Origin of the sequence: Polaromonas sp. 39-63-25 (assembly GCF_002278925.1) — a bacterium.
In the GTDB taxonomy this organism is placed as follows: domain Bacteria; phylum Pseudomonadota; class Gammaproteobacteria; order Burkholderiales; family Burkholderiaceae_C; genus Polaromonas.
The window spans coordinates 86,735-105,382 of the sequence record NZ_NCJH01000001.1; the positions used below are offsets into that span (position 1 = coordinate 86,735).

Annotated in this window: 18 protein-coding genes; 4 read left to right on the plus strand and 14 right to left on the minus strand. The window is 63.5% G+C overall.

The genetic code is table 11. From position 1 onward, the window contains the following. Positions 1-12: 12 nt before the first annotated feature. Positions 13-792: a glucose 1-dehydrogenase gene (locus B7X65_RS00460; RefSeq protein WP_293592029.1), complete on the minus strand. Its 780-nt coding sequence runs from the start codon at positions 790-792 to the stop codon at positions 13-15. 628 nt (positions 793-1,420) lie between these two features. Here B7X65_RS00460 and B7X65_RS00465 point away from each other — a divergent pair. Continuing rightward, positions 1,421-1,585 carry a hypothetical protein gene (locus B7X65_RS00465; protein WP_293592030.1) on the plus strand — a complete coding sequence of 55 codons (165 nt, stop codon included), beginning with the start codon at positions 1,421-1,423 and terminating at the stop codon, positions 1,583-1,585. Positions 1,586-1,794: 209 nt separating this feature from the next. On the opposite strand, the gene B7X65_RS00470 is transcribed toward B7X65_RS00465, so the two are convergent. From B7X65_RS00470 to mltG, 6 genes are all read right to left on the minus strand, one after another. Beyond that, entirely contained in the window at positions 1,795-2,466 is a 672-nt protein-coding gene (locus B7X65_RS00470; protein ID WP_293592031.1) for an ankyrin repeat domain-containing protein, read from the minus strand. Further along, positions 2,463-3,260, minus strand: coding sequence for a TatD family hydrolase (locus B7X65_RS00475; RefSeq protein ID WP_293592032.1), 798 nt, complete (start codon positions 3,258-3,260; stop codon positions 2,463-2,465). The genes B7X65_RS00470 and B7X65_RS00475 overlap by 4 nt, the downstream gene beginning before the upstream one ends. Positions 3,261-3,361: 101 nt before the next feature. Next, complete coding sequence (locus B7X65_RS00480; RefSeq protein WP_293592033.1) at positions 3,362-3,766, minus strand: PilZ domain-containing protein; 405 nt, start codon at positions 3,764-3,766, stop codon at positions 3,362-3,364. A 49-nt stretch (positions 3,767-3,815) separates the two neighbouring features. Continuing rightward, positions 3,816-4,907, minus strand: a complete 1,092-nt coding sequence (locus B7X65_RS00485) for a DNA polymerase III subunit delta' (RefSeq protein WP_293592034.1) — start codon at positions 4,905-4,907, stop codon at positions 3,816-3,818. Further along, a complete protein-coding gene (gene tmk / locus B7X65_RS00490) occupies positions 4,907-5,566 on the minus strand; it encodes a dTMP kinase (RefSeq protein WP_293592434.1) in 660 nt (219 codons plus the stop codon). The genes B7X65_RS00485 and tmk overlap by 1 nt, the downstream gene beginning before the upstream one ends. A gap of 221 nt (positions 5,567-5,787) precedes the next feature. Further along, on the minus strand, positions 5,788-6,795 hold the full coding sequence (gene mltG / locus B7X65_RS00495) for an endolytic transglycosylase MltG (protein WP_293592035.1): 1,008 nt from the start codon (positions 6,793-6,795) through the stop codon (positions 5,788-5,790). Positions 6,796-6,841: 46 nt separating this feature from the next. On the opposite strand from mltG, the gene B7X65_RS00500 reads away from it, so the two are divergent. Together B7X65_RS00500 and B7X65_RS00505 are read left to right on the plus strand one after the other, a co-directional pair. Next, positions 6,842-7,810: a folate-binding protein gene (locus B7X65_RS00500; RefSeq protein ID WP_293592036.1), complete on the plus strand. Its 969-nt coding sequence runs from the start codon at positions 6,842-6,844 to the stop codon at positions 7,808-7,810. A 151-nt stretch (positions 7,811-7,961) separates the two neighbouring features. After that, positions 7,962-8,822: an NRDE family protein gene (locus B7X65_RS00505; RefSeq protein ID WP_293592037.1), complete on the plus strand. Its 861-nt coding sequence runs from the start codon at positions 7,962-7,964 to the stop codon at positions 8,820-8,822. 18 nt (positions 8,823-8,840) lie between these two features. Here B7X65_RS00505 and B7X65_RS00510 read toward each other — a convergent pair whose 3' ends face one another. Then, positions 8,841-9,698 (minus strand): YbgC/FadM family acyl-CoA thioesterase, encoded by an 858-nt coding sequence (locus tag B7X65_RS00510; protein ID WP_293592038.1) that lies wholly within the window; start codon positions 9,696-9,698, stop codon positions 8,841-8,843. Then, positions 9,695-10,660, minus strand: a complete 966-nt coding sequence (locus tag B7X65_RS00515) for an alpha/beta hydrolase (protein ID WP_293592039.1) — start codon at positions 10,658-10,660, stop codon at positions 9,695-9,697. The genes B7X65_RS00510 and B7X65_RS00515 overlap by 4 nt, the downstream gene beginning before the upstream one ends. A gap of 169 nt (positions 10,661-10,829) precedes the next feature. Between B7X65_RS00515 and B7X65_RS00520 the strand changes: the two genes are divergently transcribed. Next, the gene (locus tag B7X65_RS00520) at positions 10,830-11,966 is read left to right on the plus strand and encodes an iron-containing alcohol dehydrogenase (protein WP_293592040.1); all 1,137 of its coding nucleotides are present in this window, start codon (positions 10,830-10,832) and stop codon (positions 11,964-11,966) included. A 258-nt stretch (positions 11,967-12,224) separates the two neighbouring features. Here the strand turns inward: B7X65_RS00520 and B7X65_RS00525 are convergent, their stop codons facing one another. From B7X65_RS00525 to B7X65_RS00545, 5 genes are all read right to left on the minus strand, one after another. Beyond that, positions 12,225-13,208 (minus strand): DUF4238 domain-containing protein, encoded by a 984-nt coding sequence (locus B7X65_RS00525; protein ID WP_293592041.1) that lies wholly within the window; start codon positions 13,206-13,208, stop codon positions 12,225-12,227. 10 nt (positions 13,209-13,218) lie between these two features. Further along, positions 13,219-13,485 (minus strand): hypothetical protein, encoded by a 267-nt coding sequence (locus B7X65_RS00530; RefSeq protein ID WP_293592042.1) that lies wholly within the window; start codon positions 13,483-13,485, stop codon positions 13,219-13,221. An 83-nt stretch (positions 13,486-13,568) separates the two neighbouring features. Then, complete coding sequence (locus B7X65_RS00535) at positions 13,569-14,696, minus strand: patatin-like phospholipase family protein (RefSeq protein ID WP_293592043.1); 1,128 nt, start codon at positions 14,694-14,696, stop codon at positions 13,569-13,571. 112 nt (positions 14,697-14,808) lie between these two features. Beyond that, positions 14,809-17,184, minus strand: a complete 2,376-nt coding sequence (locus B7X65_RS00540; protein WP_293592044.1) for a Tex family protein — start codon at positions 17,182-17,184, stop codon at positions 14,809-14,811. A gap of 138 nt (positions 17,185-17,322) precedes the next feature. Then, complete coding sequence (locus B7X65_RS00545; RefSeq protein WP_293592045.1) at positions 17,323-18,648, minus strand: ATP-binding protein; 1,326 nt, start codon at positions 18,646-18,648, stop codon at positions 17,323-17,325.

Genomic DNA, 18,648 nt, shown 5'->3' on the forward strand with positions numbered 1-18,648 from the left:
TTCGAGGTTTCTTCAGACGTGGGCAAGCACGCCACCGTCTACGACGACGCTCGCGCCTGTCATGAAGTCGGAAGCGGGCGAAGCCAGAAATATGACGGGGCCGATCAGGTCTGCAGGCTCTCCCCAGCGGCCGAGCGGCGTGGTGTTGACCACCCGCTCGGCGTGCCCCGGGATGTCAATGCGGGCTTGGCGAGACAGTTTTGTGTCGATCCAGCCGGGCTGCAGAACGTTGACATTGATGCCGTCGGTTGCCCATGCGCAGGCGAGGGAGCGAGTGAGCTGAAGAACACCGCCCTTGCTGGCTGAATAGGCCGCAGTGACGGCGTTGGATGAGAGGGCCAGGATAGAGCCAATGTTGACGATCTTTCCTCGCCCGCTCTTTTGCATGACGGGGAACACTGCCTGGCACATATTGAATGTGCCCTTCAGGTTGACATCGATGATGCGACTCCAGAGTTCGTCGTCATAGAGTTCGGGCCGCATCCGGGTGTTGATGCCCGCCAGATTCACGAGGATGTCGACCGTTCCAAAGGCCCCCACAACTGCAGCTGCGATGTTTTCGCAATCGGCTTTCTTTTCAACGTGCCCTAGGTACGTTTCGACCGATGCACCCGCCGACATGAGCTCTTTCTTCTGGCTTTCGAGAGCGCTGGCATTGATGTCAACCAGCGCAAGTCGGGTGCCCTGTTCGGCCAGTGCTTTGCAAACCGCCATACCAATACCGCCGCTCGCACCGGTAACGAGAGCGACTTTTCCAGATAAATCAAACAGATTATTAATAGGTTGTGTCATGACGGAAGGTTTGGCTCCAAGGCGGTTGTTCAAAATATACTGATCCGAGATGTTAGATCTGTGATCTCAGTTAATTATCTTGCATGAATCTTTTTAGGGCAAGTCAGAATTCATTGGGGTTTACACGGGTAGAGGTCCAACTGGTTGCGGGTTTTTCCTGGCCGGCAGACGTAGGATCGGGACAGGTTGTGTCGCATTAGTGGAGTTGAGCCGAAAAGAGTTGCGTCGCTGAGCGGTTCTGTCGCGTTGCGGCCGCTGCTGAATTGGAGTTGCAAAGCGGTGCGCCTCGCAAGGCAACTTGGCAGAAAATGCGCCAGCTGGCAGTGGTAATTGCCTGCACCCGGGACATCTGGGTCACCCCGCAGGCCTAGTTCAAGCAGCGGTTTCAAACTGGATTGACAGCCATAATCCCGCAAGCTAACCTAGAAGAAGAGCGAAGAGCTTGCTATTGAATCGATGAAGTCGCCACTCCATTTGAAGAACAAGGTGATCAACAAGAACCGGCGGGTAACCTGCTGGTTTTGTTATTTTGGTGGTGTTGATTAGGCAGCGACCTTGGCCATCTGTCGGACATACGTAAGCAGCGCTGGCCAGGTGTTGACGATGCGGCAGTAACGGTGGCCAGCTGATGTTCACGCAGCAACGGTGGTCAGGAGTCGCCGAAACGGAAGAGTTGTTGACCATGAGTCGCTCAAAAGCCGCTTTAAAGCGCTACCTGGTCAACGTTGCTTCGCTGGTAATGGTCAAACTTGCTGCAGTCAGCCATAAAAGAGAAGGATTACGTCATATTTAGATCAAGGTTTACGTACTCGCTGTTTTGCTTAATTAATAGACAACGGATCTGCAATTCCGATCTGTCCATTTGACGTTTAACATAATATACATCGTGGAACATAAATAAGGCAGACCAAAACAGCAGAAAGCGCTGCCAAGCCCCGCCAGGCTTGAAAACCCCGGAATCAGCCTCTCACATTCAGCCGCTGTTTCAGCGCCATCCCCAACTCACCATTTGCCCGTGGCTTGCCGCTTGCGGATGGCTGCGGCGATGAGGTCTGCTGATTCTGTGCGGCTGACTCGCTGGGCAAAACCGATGGCTGTCAGGCCTTGCTGGTTTTTCAGCAAGGGATCGGCGCCGGCGTCCAGCAGCAGTTTGACGGCGGGCGTGGTGCCGTATTGCGCGGCCATCATCAGCGGCGTTGTGCCGTTGGGTGACTCGGCGTCAATGTAGGCGTGGTTTTCAAGCAGCAGGTCCATGATGGCCAGGTGCCCCTTGGTGGCGGCGTAATGCAGCGGTGTCCAGCCGGTCTTGTTGACGTCGGCATCCCGCTTGATCAGGGCGGTCACCATGTCCAGCTGGCCCTTGATTGCGGCCAGCATCAGCGGGCTTTCGTCGTTGGCATTAAGCGCGTTGACGTTGGTTTTGGGCCAGTCCAGCAGGGCCTGCGCGGCCTTCAGCGACGGTTCCTGGATCGCCAGGTACAGGCCGTGCTGGCCTTTGGGGTCGACGGTGTTGGCATCAAAACCGCGGGTCAGGAGTTGCCGGATGGCGCCCGGGTTGTCCTGCTTGATGGCCACGAAGAAATCTTCATAAGAACCGGCATTGACTGAAATAAATCCAGTTATAACAAATAGATAGGCGATTTTTTTAAAGTGATTGATGAGGTTTACTCTCATGCCAGAACTCCTGAAAATAGCCGCTCGAAGTTGCGGCTGGTGGCCTCGGCAATGGCTTCCACCGGCATCTGCCGGATCTCGGCGATCTGCCTGGCCACGTACGGAACATAGGACGGGTTGTTGGTTTTGCCGCGGTAAGGCATGGGCGCCAAGTAGGGGCTGTCGGTCTCGATCAGGGTGCGGTCCAGCGGCACAAACCGGGCCACTTCCCGCAGGTCGGCGGCATTCTTGAAGGTCAGAATGCCGGAGAACGAGATGTAGAACCCCAGGTCGAGCGCGGCCCGGGCCACTTCGGCCGTCTCCGTGAAGCAGTGGAACACCCCGCCGGCCCGCCCTGCTCCGTCTGCTGTCTCGCCCTCTTCCTTCAGGATGGCCAGCGTGTCGTTTGATGCGCTGCGGGTGTGGATCACCAGCGGTTTTTGTGTCTGGCGCGCGGCGCGGATGTGGGTGCGAAAGCGTTCGCGCTGCCAGTGCATGTCGGCGATGCTGCGCTCGCCCAGGCGGTAATAGTCCAGGCCGGTTTCACCGATGGCCACCACCCTGGGCAAGGCGGCGCGTTGCACCAGGTCGGCCAGGCTGGGTTCGGTCACACCTTCGTTGTCGGGGTGAACGCCGACGCTGCACCAGAAGTTGTCGTAGCTGGTGGCCAGCGTGTGAACGGTCTCGAACTCCTCAAGCGTGGTACAGATGCACAGCGCGCGATCCACCAGGGCTTGCGCCATGGCTTCGCGTATTTGCGGCAACTGGGCCTGAAGCTCAGGAAAACTCAGGTGGCAATGGGAATCGGTGAACATCGGCAAGGCTTTATTGGGTATCAAAAATGGCTGTAGCCCATACCAGACGGGCGCAGGCAGCTATCAAAAAGGAAGCAGCCCGAGGCCGGGCCTGCAACGGCCTAGATCGTCTGCGTCGGACGGTCGGAGGCCAGGTGGGCGCCGAGGATTTCCTCGATCTTGATCTTCAGCAGGCGGGACTTTTCGTCGTCGGGAAAACGCACGCCCACACCCTGGGTCCGGTTGCCGGAGGCCCGCGCCGGGGTAACCCAGGCCACCTTGCCCGCCACCGGGTAGCGTTGCGTGTCTTCGGGCAAGGTCATCAGCACATAAACGTCGTCGCCCAGCTTGTAGTCGCGCGCCGAGGGGATGAAAACGCCGCCTTCGGTGAACAGCGGGATGTAGGCGGCGTAGAGCGCGGCTTTTTCACGGATCGCCAGCTGGATGACGCTGGGCCGGACGGCGCTGGAACTGGCGGCGGTGGCACCGGCAGCACCGGGAGAACCAGCAGGAGGCGTTGTACTCATAAGCCTAGTTTATCGGGTTGACCGTCGGGCTGTCAGCAAGAAACCGCGCTTATTTTGAATTGAGTGCCAGCTGCGCGCGGCTGACTAGCGCTTCGAGCATCAGGCCGGGGTTGTAGGGGTGTTCCACGGTGCGCGCCGTGGCGGCCAGCTCCTTGGCCCAGACGCCCAGCGCGGCAAAGCCGGGGCCGGCGGCCGCGCCAGTTGCACCGGGTTTGCCGGCAGCCTGCACCGGCAAGTCGGCGTGGCGAAAAAACCGCGGTTCGGCACCCGCCCGGGTGGCCAGCATGTCGTGGCAGAGCTTTTGCAGCGCATCGACGGCCTGGGCCGGCCCGAAGTCGCTGAGCGCCCCGACCTCGCCCCGGGCCATGGCTTTGGGCAGGGCCTGCCAGTGCTGGGCTATGGTGCTGCTCGGTCCGGCCTGGGCGCGTTCCAGCGCGTCGGCGGGACGGCCACCGGCGGCCGCCAGCAGGGTATGCAGGTCGGCAGCGGCAGGTGCTTTGTCGGCCTTGCCTTCCGGCCCGGCGCGCTCGGCCAGCCAGGCCAGCGCCTGGTCAAAATCCGGCCAGTGCATGGTGTGACCCTGGCAGCGGCTGCGGATGGTGGGGAGCAACTGGTGCGCGGCCTCGGTGGCGAGGATGAACTGCACCGCACCGGGCGGCTCTTCCAGCGTCTTGAGCAGGGTGTTGGCGGTGATCGCGTTCATGCGTTCGGCCGGGTAGACCAGCACCACCTTGGTACTGCCGCGCGAACGCGTGAACTGGGTGAAGGTCACCGCCTCGCGCGCGGCGTCGACCTTGATTTCCTTGCTGGGCTTGCGTTTCTTGCTGTCCAGGTCGTCCTGGGTTTTTTCGTCCAGCGGCCAGCCGAGGCCCAAGGAAAGGGTTTCGGGCATCAGCATGCAGAGGTCGGCATGGGTGTGGACGTCGACCGCATGGCAACTGCCGCACACGCCGCAGGCGCCCTGCTCGGTGGCCTGCTCGCACAGCCAGGCCCGAGCCAGGGCCAGCGCCAGGTCGAACTGGCCCAGGCCGGACGGGCCGCTGAGCAGCCAGGCATGGCCACGCTGGGCCAGCAGGGTTTGCAGCTGGGTCTGCAGCCAGGGTGCCAGGGGTGGGCTGGGTGCGACGGAATCTCCACCCATCAGAGCCAGCCCTTGCCGGTAAACACACCATGCACCGACTGCCAGACGGCCTCGCGTGTCTGGCCGGCATCGATGCGGGCAAAACGTCCGGGGTCGGCGGCCAAGCGGTCGGCGTAGCCCTGGGCCACACGGCGGAAAAATTCCACCGGCTGGGCTTCAAACTTGTCCGGCACGCGGGCGCCGGTCAGGCGCTGGGCGGCTTCTTCGGGCGGCAGGTCGAACCAGACCGTCAGGTCGGGCTGGACAATCGCCGCAGCCTCTCCCTTTTTTCCAAGTTCATGAACAAAATCATGCCCCAGCCCCCGTGCATCCTGCGCCCACAGCTCCAGTTTTGATAGCACGTCGAGGTCGAAGCCGCGCCCGCCGCCCTGGTAGGCAAAGGTTGCGTCGGTGAACCGGTCGCACAGGACCACATCGCCGCGTGCCAATGCCGGGGCAATCACGGTGGTCAGGTGATCGCGCCGGGCCGCAAAAATCAGCAAGGCTTCTGTCAGCGGGTCCATCACGTCGTTGAGGATCATGGCGCGCAGTTTCTCGGCCAGCGGCGTGCCGCCCGGTTCGCGGCTCAGGGTCACGGCCCTGCCCTTCGCCTTGAAGGCCTCGGCCAGCGCGCTGATGTGCGTGGATTTGCCCGCGCCGTCTATGCCTTCGAAGCTGATGAAGAGGCCAGGAGCGACGAGCGGGGGAGTGCCCTTTTCACCAGCCGGGGCCGCGGAACCGGCTTCGCCGGGCCGCAGGCGCAGCGCCTCCTCGGGGCTGGAGCCTGCGGCTCCAAACCTGCCCGCGCAGGTTTGGACAGGCGACAGAAGCGAAGCCTCAGGCGAGCGGCGGCCTGCAAGGTGCAGCGACGACACGTCAGTGCGGAGCGTGGGGGCCATACCTACTGTCCGCGTTGAAACTTGTTGACGGCACGGTTGTGCTCGTCCAGGCTGCTGCTGAAGTGGCTGGTGCCGTCGCCGCGCGCCACAAAATACAGGGCCTTGCTCTGCGCCGGCTGCACCGCGGCCAGCAGGGCCGCCTTGCCGGGCATGGCAATCGGCGTGGGCGGCAGGCCGGTGCGGGTGTAGGTGTTGTACGGTGTGTCGGCCTGCAGGTCGCGCTTGCGCAGGTTGCCGTCGAACTGTTCGCCCAGCCCGTAAATCACCGTCGGGTCGGTCTGCAGCATCATGCCGATGCGCAGGCGGTTGCTGAAAACCCCACCGATTTCCGGGCGGTCCGATGGTTTGCCGGTTTCCTTTTCCACAATGCTGGCCAGGATCAGGGCTTCATCGGGCGTTTTCAGGGGTGTGTCCGGGCTGCGCAGGGCCCAGGCCGCTTCCAGGCGTTTGTCCATGGCGCGGGCCGCGCGTTTGAGGACCGCCAGGTCGCTGGAGCCCTTGGCGTAGGTGTAGGTGTCGGGGAAAAACCGGCCTTCGGGATGCACACCGGGCTTGCCCAGCTGCGCCATGATGGCCTCCGCGCCCAGCCCCTGGGTGTCGGGTTTGAGGGCTTCGGCTTTTTGCAGGGCGGCGCGCACCTGGCGGAAATTCCAGCCCTCGACCAGGGTCACGCTTTTGAGGCTTTCCTCGCCGCGTACCAGCATGCTCAGCAGCATGCGCGGCGTGGTGCCCGGCGTGATCTCGTAACTGCCGGCCTTGATCTGCCGCGCCTGGCCCGAGAGGCGAAACCAGGCATACAGCAACACCGGGGGCACATCGGCGCCGCTGGCGGCCACGGCTTCGGCCACGCGCTGGGCGGGGGTGCCGGGCTCGATCTCCAGGTCCAGCACCTGGCTGCCGGGCTGCGGTTTCAGGGTCAGGGGTTCGTGCAGCCACCAGCCGACGGCACCAAACACCACCAGACCGGCGACAAACGCCAGCACGAGCAAACTCATCAAGAAACGACGCACAACCCTGTTACCTTCCGGAAAACGATGGGTCTATGATAATTCAGCCATGTTGACCTTCCCTTCCGATTCCCTTGCTACTTCCCTGCCATTGACCACCGTGCCGTCCGGCGTTGCCGAACTGACGCACCTGGGTGTGATCCGTGTCGCCGGTGAAGAGGCCGCCAAATTCCTTCAGGGCCAGCTCACGCAGGACGTGGCGCTGCTGGGCCTGTCCGAAGCGCGCCTGGCTGCTTTCTGCAATGCCAAGGGGCGCATGCAGGCCAGCTTCATCGTTTTCAAACGCAGCGAGGGCGAGATCCTGCTGGTCTGCAGCCGCGACATCCTGCCCGCCACCCTCAAGCGCCTGTCCATGTTTGTGCTGCGTGCCAAAGCCAGGTTGAGCGATGCCACGGCGGAGTACACCCTCTGCGGACTGGCGGGTGATGCTATAGAAACCATAGCTGGCGGCGCACATCCCGTTTGGGCCAAGTTTGATTTTGATGCTGCAAACCTGGTCTTTCTTTATCCTGGCGCCGGCCAGCCGCGTGCCTTGTGGTGCGCTCCGGCCGGCACCCCGGCGCCTGCGGGCGCGGCGTTGCCGCTGGCGCACTGGCACTGGCTCGAGGTGCAGTCGGGCATCGCCATGATCACACAACCGATTTTCGAAGCCTTTGTGCCGCAGATGCTCAACTACGAATCGGTCGGCGGCGTGAGTTTCAAGAAAGGCTGTTACCCCGGCCAGGAAATCGTGGCGCGCAGCCAGTTTCGCGGCACGCTCAAGCGCCGCGCCTACGTAGCGCACACCGACGGCACGGCACAGGTGGGCCAGGAGGTGTTTCATGCCGCCGACGCAGAACAACCCTGCGGCCTGGTCGCGGCCTGCGCAGCGCACCCGGCGGCGGGTTTTGATGTGATCGTCTCCCTGCAGACCGCCGCTGCGGCCGATGCCGGAGGCGGGCGGCTGACTTTAGGCAGTGCGGCCGGGCCAGCGCTGGTTTTGCTGCCTTTGCCTTACCCGCTGCTGGAAGATATCTAGTGCGCAACGCGCGGCCGCTCCAAGCAAAACCAGCCGCTCCCCTTCCTCTTCATCAGCCGGGGCCGCGGAACCGGCTTTGCCGGGCCGCAGGCGCAGCGCCCCCTCGGGGGGCAGCGCAGTACGCGAAGCGACAAGCGTGGGGGCCTGAGGCGTGTGCCTGATCGCCTTTGCCATTGGTGCTTCACCGCGCTGGCCGCTGGTCATCGCCGCGAATCGCGATGAATTCCTGAACCGGCCCACGGCGCCGCTGGCACGCTGGACCACCGATGCGGGCAAGGAAGTGATCTCCGGGCGCGACCTGCGCGCCGGCGGAACCTGGCTGGGCCTGAGCCCCGGCGGGCGGGTGGCGATGCTGACCAATGTGCGCGAGCCGCACCCGGTCGCCGGTGAGCGGTCCCGCGGTGAGCTGGTCATGCGCTGGCTCGAAGGCGAAATGGATGCCGGCCAGTTCATGGCGCAAACCGACAGCGCGGTCTATGGCGCCTTCAACCTGGTGCTCGGTGACTTCCAGTCCTCCGCCTGGCACTGGCTCAGCAACCAGTCCGACCCCGACGGTGGCCCGGTCAAGGGCTGGCAGGCGTGCGCACTCAAGCCCGGTGTTTACGGCCTGTCCAACGGCGCGCTGGACACGCCCTGGCCCAAAACCCGCGCGCTGAAAAAAGCGTTGCACCAGGCGCTGGATTCCGACAGGCAAGAGGACCTGCAGGCAGGACTCTGGTCCGCCCTGCAAGACAGGAAGCGCCCCAGCGACGGGCACCTGCCGCGCACGGGTGTGCCGCTGGCCCTGGAGCGCGCGCTGTCGAGTGTGTTTGTCGATTTCCCCGAGCACGGTTATGGCACGCGTAGCAGCACGCTGCTGGTGGCGCGTGCTGAGGAAAGTGCTTCTCCTGCAGTTACATGGGCCGTCGAGGTCGATGAAATCACCCACACACACGGCCCTCGGCATGGCGCGCAGCGGGGGGCGGGCAGCCGCTGCCACCTGATCTGGCAGCAGGGCGGGACCTCGCCGTAAATTCAGGCGGCGGTATTTCTAAAGGGGCTTGACCATCTCGATGTGGGCAATGTCCACCTCATCGAAGGGCTCGCCGCGCGCGGTGAAACCCAGCCGGCTGTAAAACCCTTCGGCGCTGCGCTGGGCGTGCAGCAGCACCTCGGTGTCGCCGCGTTGCCGGGCCTGGGCCATCAGGGCGTGCAGCAGGTCGCGTCCCAGGCGGGTGCCGCGCAGCACCCGGCTCACCGCCATGCGCCCGATTTTTCCGGTGCCGGGGACGTGTTGCAGCAGCCGGCCTGTGGCCACCGGCTGGCCCAGGCCGTTGTAGGCCACGGCATGCACGGCGCTGTGGTCGGCTTCGTCCCATTCCATCTCGAGCGGAATGCCCTGCTCTTCTATGAACACTTCGGAGCGGATGGCACCCGCATGGGTGCCGAGTTCGGCCCAGGAGCCCAACTTGAGCGTGACCATGGGCTCGCCGGCCTCGTAGGCGGTCAAAATGCGGCGCAAGCCGTCGGGCACCGGCCGGGAAGTTTGCGTGACCGGGTCGGCAAACACGTAGATCAACTCGCCGGTGATCAGCAACTGCTCGCCACGGAAAATGGCACCGGTGAACACCATGGACGAGGTGCCGATGCGTGAGCACCTCATGGCAACGTCGAGCTGGTCGTCGCAATGCGCCGAAGCATGGAATTCGACGGTCGCTTTCTTGACATACAGCTCGCCTCCCAGCTGGTGCATGGCCTGTTCATACGGCAGGGCCAGCGCGCGCCAGTAGTCGGTGACGGCCGTGTCGAAGTACATCAGGTAGTGCGCGTTGAAGACAATTTTCTGCATGTCCACTTCGGCCCAGCGCACGCGCAGGCGGTGAAAAAAGCGGAAGTCCTGTCGTTTCATGAGTCAGTCTCTTTCAAAAAAGCACGGCGCAAGGCAGCGGCCGCGTCGGCATGGGCTTGCCGCGCCTCGGGAATAATGCGGCCCATCTTGATGAATTCGTGGGTGACGCCGCGGTAGATTTCCAGATCGACCGCCACGCCGGCCGCTCTCAGCTTGTCGGCGTACATCACGCCTTCGTCGACCAGCGGGTCGCATTCTGCCAGCCCCACCCAGGCCGGCGCCACGCCGTCCACATCGGGGGTGTTCAGGGGCGCGAAACGCCAGTCGTCGCGGTCGGCCGGGCTGCGCACATAACGGCTGAAAAACCAGTTGATCTCGCGCTCCTCGAGCACAAAGCCGCGTGCAAACTGGCGGTGTGAGGGGGTGTCCTGGTGTGCTGAACAGCCGGGGTAAAAGAGCAGTTGCAGGGCCAGCGGCAGGCCGGCATCACGGGCCAGCACCGCACACACCGCAGCCAGGGTGCCGCCTGCGCTGTCCCCGCCCACAGCCAACCGCTCACTGTCCAGACCCAGCCCGTTTGCATGGGTTGCCAACCACTGCAGCGCATCCTCAGCGTCATGGGCGGCCGTCGGGAACTTGTGCTCGGGGGCGAGGCGATAGTCCACCGACACCACCGCGCAACCCGCGAGGTGGCTGAGCTGGCGGCACAAAATGTCATGCGTCGCGATGCTGCCTATGGTGAACCCGCCGCCGTGGAAATACAGCAGCACAGGCAGCTTGTCGGTCGAGGGCGCGTACAGCCGGGCCGGCAAGGCATGGCCGTCGCGCGCTGGAATGCCGAAGTCCTCGACGCGCGCCAGTGCCGGTTTGGGAATTTCCAGCACGCCGGCGCCGGCTTCGTAGGCCGCGCGGGCCTGGGTGGCCGTCAGTGTGTGAAACGCCGGGCGCCCGGCCCGCCCCATGCGGCTGATCACGTCGCGCATGGCGGGCGTCAGCAGGGCGTGTGCGGCCTGTCCCCGCATTTACCGGGAAACCAGAAACATCGGCCGGGCGCCCGCTATCGCCAAAGTGACCATGATCCGGGTATGCATGCAAGTCAAGAGAGTCTCCAGCCGGTAAAGTAGCGTGTTCAGGTTGGGGCAGGAATACGCCAACCGCCCCGCATCGTACAACGCCGAAAGACAGCAAACCATGGCCTTCATTTACTACGTCACCCAGATCCAGTTCGACTACGGCGCGGTCAAGCTCCTCAAGCAGGAATGTGAACGTGTGGGCATCAGCAAGCCGCTGGTCATCACCGATGCCGGCGTCAAGGCGGCCGGCGTCCTGCAAAAAGCGCTCGACGCCCTGCCCGGCATGACGGTGGCGGTGTTCGACCAGACGCCCTCGAACCCGACCGAGGCCGCCGTGCGCGCCGCAGTCGCCGTGTACAAGGCCCAGGGCTGCGACGGCCTGATCGCCGTCGGCGGCGGCTCGGCGATTGACTGCGCCAAGGGGGTGGCGATTGCCGCCACCCACGAAGGCCCGCTCAAGACCTACGCCACCATCGAGGGCGGCTCGCTGAAAATCACCGACCGCGCGGTGCCGCTGATTGCCGTGCCCACCACCAGCGGCACCGGCAGCGAAGTGGCGCGCGGTGCCATCATCATCCTGGACGACCACCGCAAGGTCGGCTTCCACTCCTGGCACATCGTTCCCAAAGCGGCGATCTGCGACCCCGAACTGACGCTGGGCCTGCCGGCCAAGCTGACGGCGGCCACCGGCATGGACGCGATTGCGCATTGCATGGAAACCTTCATGGCGCCCGCCTTCAACCCGCCGGCCGACGGCATCGGCCTGGACGGCCTGCAGCGCGGCTGGGCCCACATCGAACGCGCCACCAGGGATGGCAACGACCGCGAAGCCCGGCTCAACATGATGAGCGCCTCCATGCAGGGTGCGATGGCCTTCCAGAAAGGCCTGGGTTGCGTGCACAGCCTGAGCCACAGCCTGGGCGGCGTCGATCCGCGCCTGCACCACGGCACGCTGAACGCGATGTTTTTGCCGGCGGTCGTGCGTTTCAACGCGAGTGCCGAGTCGATTCAAAAAGAAAACCGCCTGAACCGCATGGCGCAGGCCATGGGCCTGGCCTCAGGCAGCGACATCCCCGAGGCCATCAAGGACATGAACGCCCGCTTGGGCCTGCCCAAAGGCCTGGCCGAGATGGGCGTTCAGCGCGGGCAGTTCGACCAGATCATCGTGGGCGCGATGGCCGACCATTGCCACAAGACGAATCCGCGGATTGCGACGGCGCAGGAGTATGCGGAGATGTTGGGGGATTCGCTTTAATCAAGGTGCGCGTCTGAGGCGTGCGAGTTAGATGGGACTAAAAATACAGCCTTAACGCGTAAATGATCGAACCACCAACACTTGCGGCGAAGCCGCTTCCTGCTGTTGTGAGCCCGTGTCGACCTGTTAGCCGCGCATCCTTCAGTGATGTGGCGAAGGAGGATAGCGCGGCGACACCAGGCATGAACATAAGAAACCGGGGCGGACTGGAGGATGCCCGAGAACGACCCGAGAGCACAGCGAAAAAGTAGCTATCGTTCAATCCTCATTCTCCAGCGTCGGCTCCGTCATGAAGTTTTCGACCAGTTTGTCATCCTTGCACAGGTCGAGTGTCGGGCTGTAATACAGCACCTTCTTTTTGTCCGAGAACGCTTGGCCGAATGCGTGCCAGATCATGTGCCGGTTCCGGATTGCTACGAATGTCGGCTTTGCAGCTTCCGTATGCCCACCCCGGTCCCAGCGCCCGACCAAGAATCCGTGCTTTGTGAGCGGGAAGCACACCTCAGTGTTCGGTAGCCCGTGTCCGGGGCTGTATCGCATGTGCTCCGGCACCTTTTCTGGTTCAAGGAAGGAAAGTACGACCGGGTTGTTAGTGGTAATGAAGTGCTCGTGCTCGCCTGTCGTGGTATACAGCGTCCACTTCCGCTTGAACAGTAGTTCAAGAACTGTGTCGAGCAGCATGAGCTCAGTGCCAATGAGTCGCTCCCGTGGGACCTCGATGCGGAATCCGCCGCGATCGTGACGTGCCTTCACCTCTTCGTACGACGTGTCGTACGTCTTCCCTGTTTTGTCGCTCAGCCGCGCCATCTCGCTTTCCCAATACTCCTTCTTCGAGAGGGCGGCGCTCATCACCTTCTTGGCTACGCGCTCCTCGAAGTCGCGGAAGTTCTCTCGTCGCTCCGGGTGACGGACCGCTAGCAGCGCCATCAGGTTCAGCACGATGATCTTGTCCTCGCCTTCGAACTTCCCCGTTTCGACCACGCGGCGGATCGCCGCACATGCCTTGCCCTCGAAGTGGCCGAGCTCGTGCTCCAGTTTTGTTGGCGGATGGCCGCCGACCTCAAACCGCATGAAATCGCGCTCGCCGCAGACGTTCCGCACGTTCGTGTCATAAGAGCGCTTCTCCCGGAAGTCGCTTACGAACGTAAACCACTGCTTCTTCTGCCCCTTTCCTCGCTGGGTAGCGAACCCTTGAAGGTACGCCTGCGGGATGAAATGGTGGTGGCGGGCTTCTGTTGACATCAGGACCTTTTCACGTATCACCTGGCCCCGTTAACAGGTCGGAGTACTTGCGGTTCCAAAAGTGACGACAGACCTGCGGGCTAACGTGATCGGGCGGATCTATCGGGTAATGCTTGGCCTCATAGGCCTCGATTAGCGCGACCATCGCCTCAAAATGCTTGCCTGCTTCGCTGTCAAGCTCGGGTTCGTTTTCAAAATATGGCGCCACCAACTTCAGCGCAGCCTGGTAATCGGCGTCAGTGCGAATCGGGTGAATGGGGTAAGCATTCTTTTTCATGGTGGGTTTTCCATGGCGGCAGCTTCACGGATATCGTATCTTCAAAAAATGAACGCCATGTTTCCAGTCAATCTCCCGCCTCATCAAAGCACCTCCACCCGCCCCATATCCGGCTTCGCCAGCCACTCCTGAAACTCATCGGCCAGCTGCCGGCTCGCTGCCACCGCTGCGCTCCAGGCCTTGATGCGTCCGGGCAGGTCGGCGCCATAACGCAGAAAGTCGTTGCGGTCGGGCAGCTTGCGGTTGGGCAGGGTCTGGACCCAGGCCGGGTCGGGCGCCAGCAGCAGCATGTTGTCGAGGAAATGCGTGGCGCCGTGGCGCCATTTCAGGCCCTTGTCGAGCCAGCCGGGCACCACGGCTTTCTGGAAATGCGGGTACAGCACCAGGCCCGGTTTTTTTGAGCCATTTTGGCCTTCAGCCCCCGTCCCTTCTGCGTCACCAGCTATCAAATCAGAAGCATAGTTGAGGTGCAGGTGGTAGTCGGTGATGCCGCCGTCCCAGTAGGCGCCGGGTGGTGCGCCGGGAATGTTGTGCACGGCTTGCAGCATGAAGGGAATCGAGCAGCTGGCTTGCAGCGCGGGTTTGAAGTTGGCCTCGGTCAGTGCCAGCTGGCGCGTGCGGTAGTCGTTGGTGGCAAAAGGCAAGGGTGCGCCCTGGCTGGAAAACACCACGCGCTCCAGCCAGGCGCCCATGGCCTTGCGGCGCACGGTGTTGGTCAGGAAAGCGCCGAGGTAGCCCAAGGGCGTGCGCAGGCGGTGTTCACGTCCCAGCAGGTGGCGCCCGCGCGAGGTGACGATGTGCAGGCGGTAACGCGGGTGTTGCAGCACCTGCAACACGCGGCCGCCGTAAAAGTCCTGCAGGCTTAGTCCGAACTGCTCGCTGACCTGCTGCGCGCTGGGCCGCTTCTGGCCAGGCTGCCAATCGAAGTGCTGGCGGATGTAGTCGTCTTCCAGGCGCTGGAAGGCCGTCACCGGCTCGTCCAGGCAGGCGGTCGCCATGCGCCAGGCGCCTATCGAGGCGCCGACCAGGTGCACCTGCTGACTGCTGCCCGCGAGCCAGTCGCCGAAGATGAAACGGTCCAGCGGCCCCAGCACCAGGCCCTTGGGCCCGCCCGCCGCGCCCGGCACCACGCTCACGTCCTGCGGGCGCAGGCCGTGTTGTTCGATGTGGCGCCGGGCCTGGGGGCCGGCGTAAAGGCGTAGGGCTTGCATGGATGAATCGCGGTTGCTATGGTTTTGGTAGCTGCTTGCGCCCGTGTTGATTGGGCCAGATGCCGATTTGACATCAAAAGCCGGCACCCTGCAGCCGTCTGGGCGACAAACGTTATTTCTTCAGGGCGGCCAGCTTGCTGAAGGCTGATTCCATCGCTGTCGATGTCGCCGGCTGCGGCGCCCTGCCTTGCCCGCCACCATAGTTGCCACTGCGGTTCTGCCCCTGCCCCGGCCGCGCGCCTTCAAAGCGGTTCTCGCGCGTGCCTCCTTCCCTGCCCTGACGCGCCGGGGCGGCGTCCAGCTTCATCGTCAGGGCGATGCGTTTGCGCGCCACATCGACCTCGGTCACCCGCACTTTCACGATGTCGCCGGTCTTGACCACCTCGCGCGCGTCGGTCACGAACTTGTTGGACAGCTGGCTCACATGCACCAGGCCGTCCTGGTGCACGCCGATGTCGATGAAAGCGCCGAAGGCGGCCACGTTGCTGACCGTGCCTTCCAGCGTCATGCCTTCTTTCAGGTCCTTGATGTCTTCCACACCGTCGTTGAAACGCGCCACCTTGAAGTCGGGGCGCGGGTCGCGGCCTGGTTTTTCGAGCTCGGCAATGATGTCTTTCACGGTGATCACGCCGAACTGCTCGTTGGCAAACAGCTCGGGCTTGAGCGTTTTGAGCATTTCGGCGCGGCCCATGAGTTCAGCCACCGGTTTGCCGGTGTGCGCCATGATTTTTTCGACCACGGGGTAGGTTTCGGGGTGCACGCCCGTCATGTCCAGCGGGTTGCTGCTGGCGCGCAGGCGCAAGAAGCCCGCGCTCTGTTCGAAGGTCTTGGCGCCCAGGCCGCTGACTTTCAGCAGATCGGCCCGGCTGGCAAACGCGCCGTTGGCGTCGCGCCAGCGCACCACGGACTTGGCGACGGTCTGGGACAGGCCCGAGACACGCGCCAGCAGAGGCACACTGGCGGTGTTCAGGTCCACGCCCACGCTGTTCACGCAGTCTTCGACCACGGTGTCCAGGCTGCGCATCAGGTCGCTCTGGTTCACGTCGTGCTGGTACTGGCCCACGCCGATGGACTTGGGGTCTATCTTCACGAGTTCGGCCAGCGGGTCCTGCAGGCGGCGCGCAATGCTGGCGGCACCGCGCAGGCTGACATCCACGTCGGGCATCTCCTGGCTGGCAAATTCGCTGGCCGAATAGACCGAGGCGCCAGCTTCGCTGACCACGACTTTTTCAATCACCTGCCCGACCTTGGCCAAACCCTTGATCAAATCGGCAGCGAGCTTGTCGGTTTCGCGGCTGGCCGTGCCGTTGCCGATGGCGATCAGGTTCACGTCGTGTTTCTCGCAGAGTTTGGCCAGGGTGTGCAGCGAGCCCTCCCAGTCCTTGCGCGGCTCGTGCGGAAAGACGGTGGCGGTTTCGACCAGCTTGCCGGTCGCATCGACCACCGCGACCTTGACGCCGGTACGTATGCCGGGGTCCAGGCCCATGACCACACGTGGGCCGGCCGGCGCGGCCAGCAGCAGGTCGCGCAGGTTGTCGGCAAACACCTTGATGGCGACCTTCTCGGCTTCCTCGCGCAGGCGGCTGAACAAATCGCGCTCGATGGACAGGCTGAGCTTGACGCGCCAGGTCCAGGCCACACATTTGCGCAACAGGTCATCGGCCGCCCTGCCCTTGTGGCTCCAGCCCAGGTGCACGGCAATTTTTCCTTCGGCGATGCTGGGTTTGCCGGGCTCGGGAATTTCGGGCAACAGCAGCTTGGCGTCGAGGATTTCGAGACCGCGGCCGCGGAACACCGCCAGCGCCCTGTGTGAAGGCACGCGGCCGATCGGTTCGTCGTAGTCGAAGTAGTCGCGGAACTTGCTGTTCTCCAGATTGTTTTCATCCTTGCCGGTGACCAGCTTGGACGAGAGCAGGCCTTCGCTCCAGAGCCACTGGCGCAGCGACTGCAGCAGCGCGGCGTCTTCAGCCCAGCGCTCGGACAGGATGTCGCGCACGCCGTCGAGCACGGCCTGCACGGTGGTGAAGTCGTCGCCGTTTTCGCTTTTTTCGGCTTTCACGAAAGCCACCGCCTCGTCCGCCGGCACCAGCGCCGGATCGGCAAACAGCTTGTCGGCCAGTGGTTCGATGCCGGCCTCGCGTGCGATCTGGCCCTTGGTGCGGCGTTTCTGCTTGAAGGGCAGGTACAGGTCTTCGAGCTCCTGCTTGGTCGGTGCAGCCGCAATCGCGGCGGCCAGTTCGGGCGTCAGCTTGCCCTGCTCTTCAATGCTTTTGAGCACGGACTCGCGCCGCTCCTGCAGCTCACGCAGGTAACCGAGGCGGAATTCGAGCTCGCGCAGCTGGATGTCGTCGAGACCGCCGGTGACTTCCTTGCGGTAACGCGCGATAAACGGCACGGTGGCGCCGCCATCGAGCAGCTCGACGGCGGTCTTGACCTGGTGTTCCTGAACCTTGATTTCCGCCGCGATCTGGCGAATGATTTTTTGCATGGAGGGGAGTGATTCGTCGTAGGCTGTGAATGGGAGGACGGGCTGGCGCCGGGCAAGAGGCCGGCCTCAAACCGCGGCGTCAAGGGTCGGCATTGTCCCACAGCGGGAAGCCCTGGTCCTGACGGCTTTCCCAGGTTCCTAGACGTCGGCAGGCCCCACCGGTGCGCAGAGTTCCGGATCCAGCGGCAAGGTCAGCTGCACGCGGGTCCCGCTGCCGAACTTGCTCGAGATGGTCAGTTCTCCCCCAATCAGCCGTGCGCGCTGGCGCATGTTGTCCAGGCCCTTGCCGGCAGCCTCTGAGACCATGTCATGCGCGACGCCTGCGCCGTTGTCCCGCACCTCAAACTCCATGCAGCCCATGTCCGCGGCGTAGCTGCAGGACACGACCACCTTGGAGGCCTTTGCGTGACGCATCACATTGGACAGGCACTCCTGCGCAATACGAAGAACCTGCCGCGCCTCCTCGCCGCGAACGGTTTCCAGGGCACTGCATATCTCGACGTCCCAGACCATGTGGATGCCCAGCTTGTCGAGGGGGCGTTGCACCCTGTAGCGCAGGGAGCCCAGCGCTTCGACAATGTTCTGGTCCTCCGACTCGATGCCGTCCACCGTCAGTTTGATGTCCAGCAAACATTGTTCAAGCGCCAGACCCAGGGCTTGCTGTTCGGGCGCGCGGTGGTCCAGTGACGACAGGATGCTGACAATCTGGGAGGCCACACCATCGTGCAGGTCCCGCGCAATGCGGCGACGCTCGTGGCGGACGGCTGAGGCCGTCTCCCCTGTTTCCTGGCTGCTGCCGGCCCTGGAGGCGTCGCCCGTGCCCAGCAGTCTGAGGCGCCCGCGCCGGGTCACCAACTGCCAGACCACCAGCAGGAGCAGCACATAAAAGTGCCTGAAAAGGATGGCGCTGTCTTCTGTGGCATCTGCCAGCGTCACTTGCTGGATGCAAATGCCCAGGCCAAACATGCCGCCGGCCAGCGCCAACCAACCCGGGGAGCTGCGCGGCAGGTAGACGCAGGCCGCCATGGCGATGGTCAGCAGCATGGCCGACAGCAGGTTCATCACCATCCAGGGGGCGGGCACCTCTGCGCCGTTGGCGTTGCCGTTGTAATACAGCGCAATCGCTCCCGCCAGGACCTGTACCCCGAGGATCCAGTAAATCCTCGCGCTGGTCACATGCACCACAGTGAACAGGAAACAGGCGGCACTGAGGAGCAGGAACTGAAACCCGAGGTGGGCGACGTAAGCGACATGTGACGACTCTCCCTTGAAGCCCAGCCCCATGCTGACCAGAAAGTGGGTCAGCCATAGCAGCAGAGCCAGCCGCAAAGCCCCGGCGAGGGCCGCGCTGGAAAACCCGCGCTGCAACGGACCCGGGTGAGGGGATTCAAACCGTGCCGGCGATGGACGCACACGCTGGGCGTGCGGGGGGACCAGACCATCGGAGAATATGCGCGTGGACAT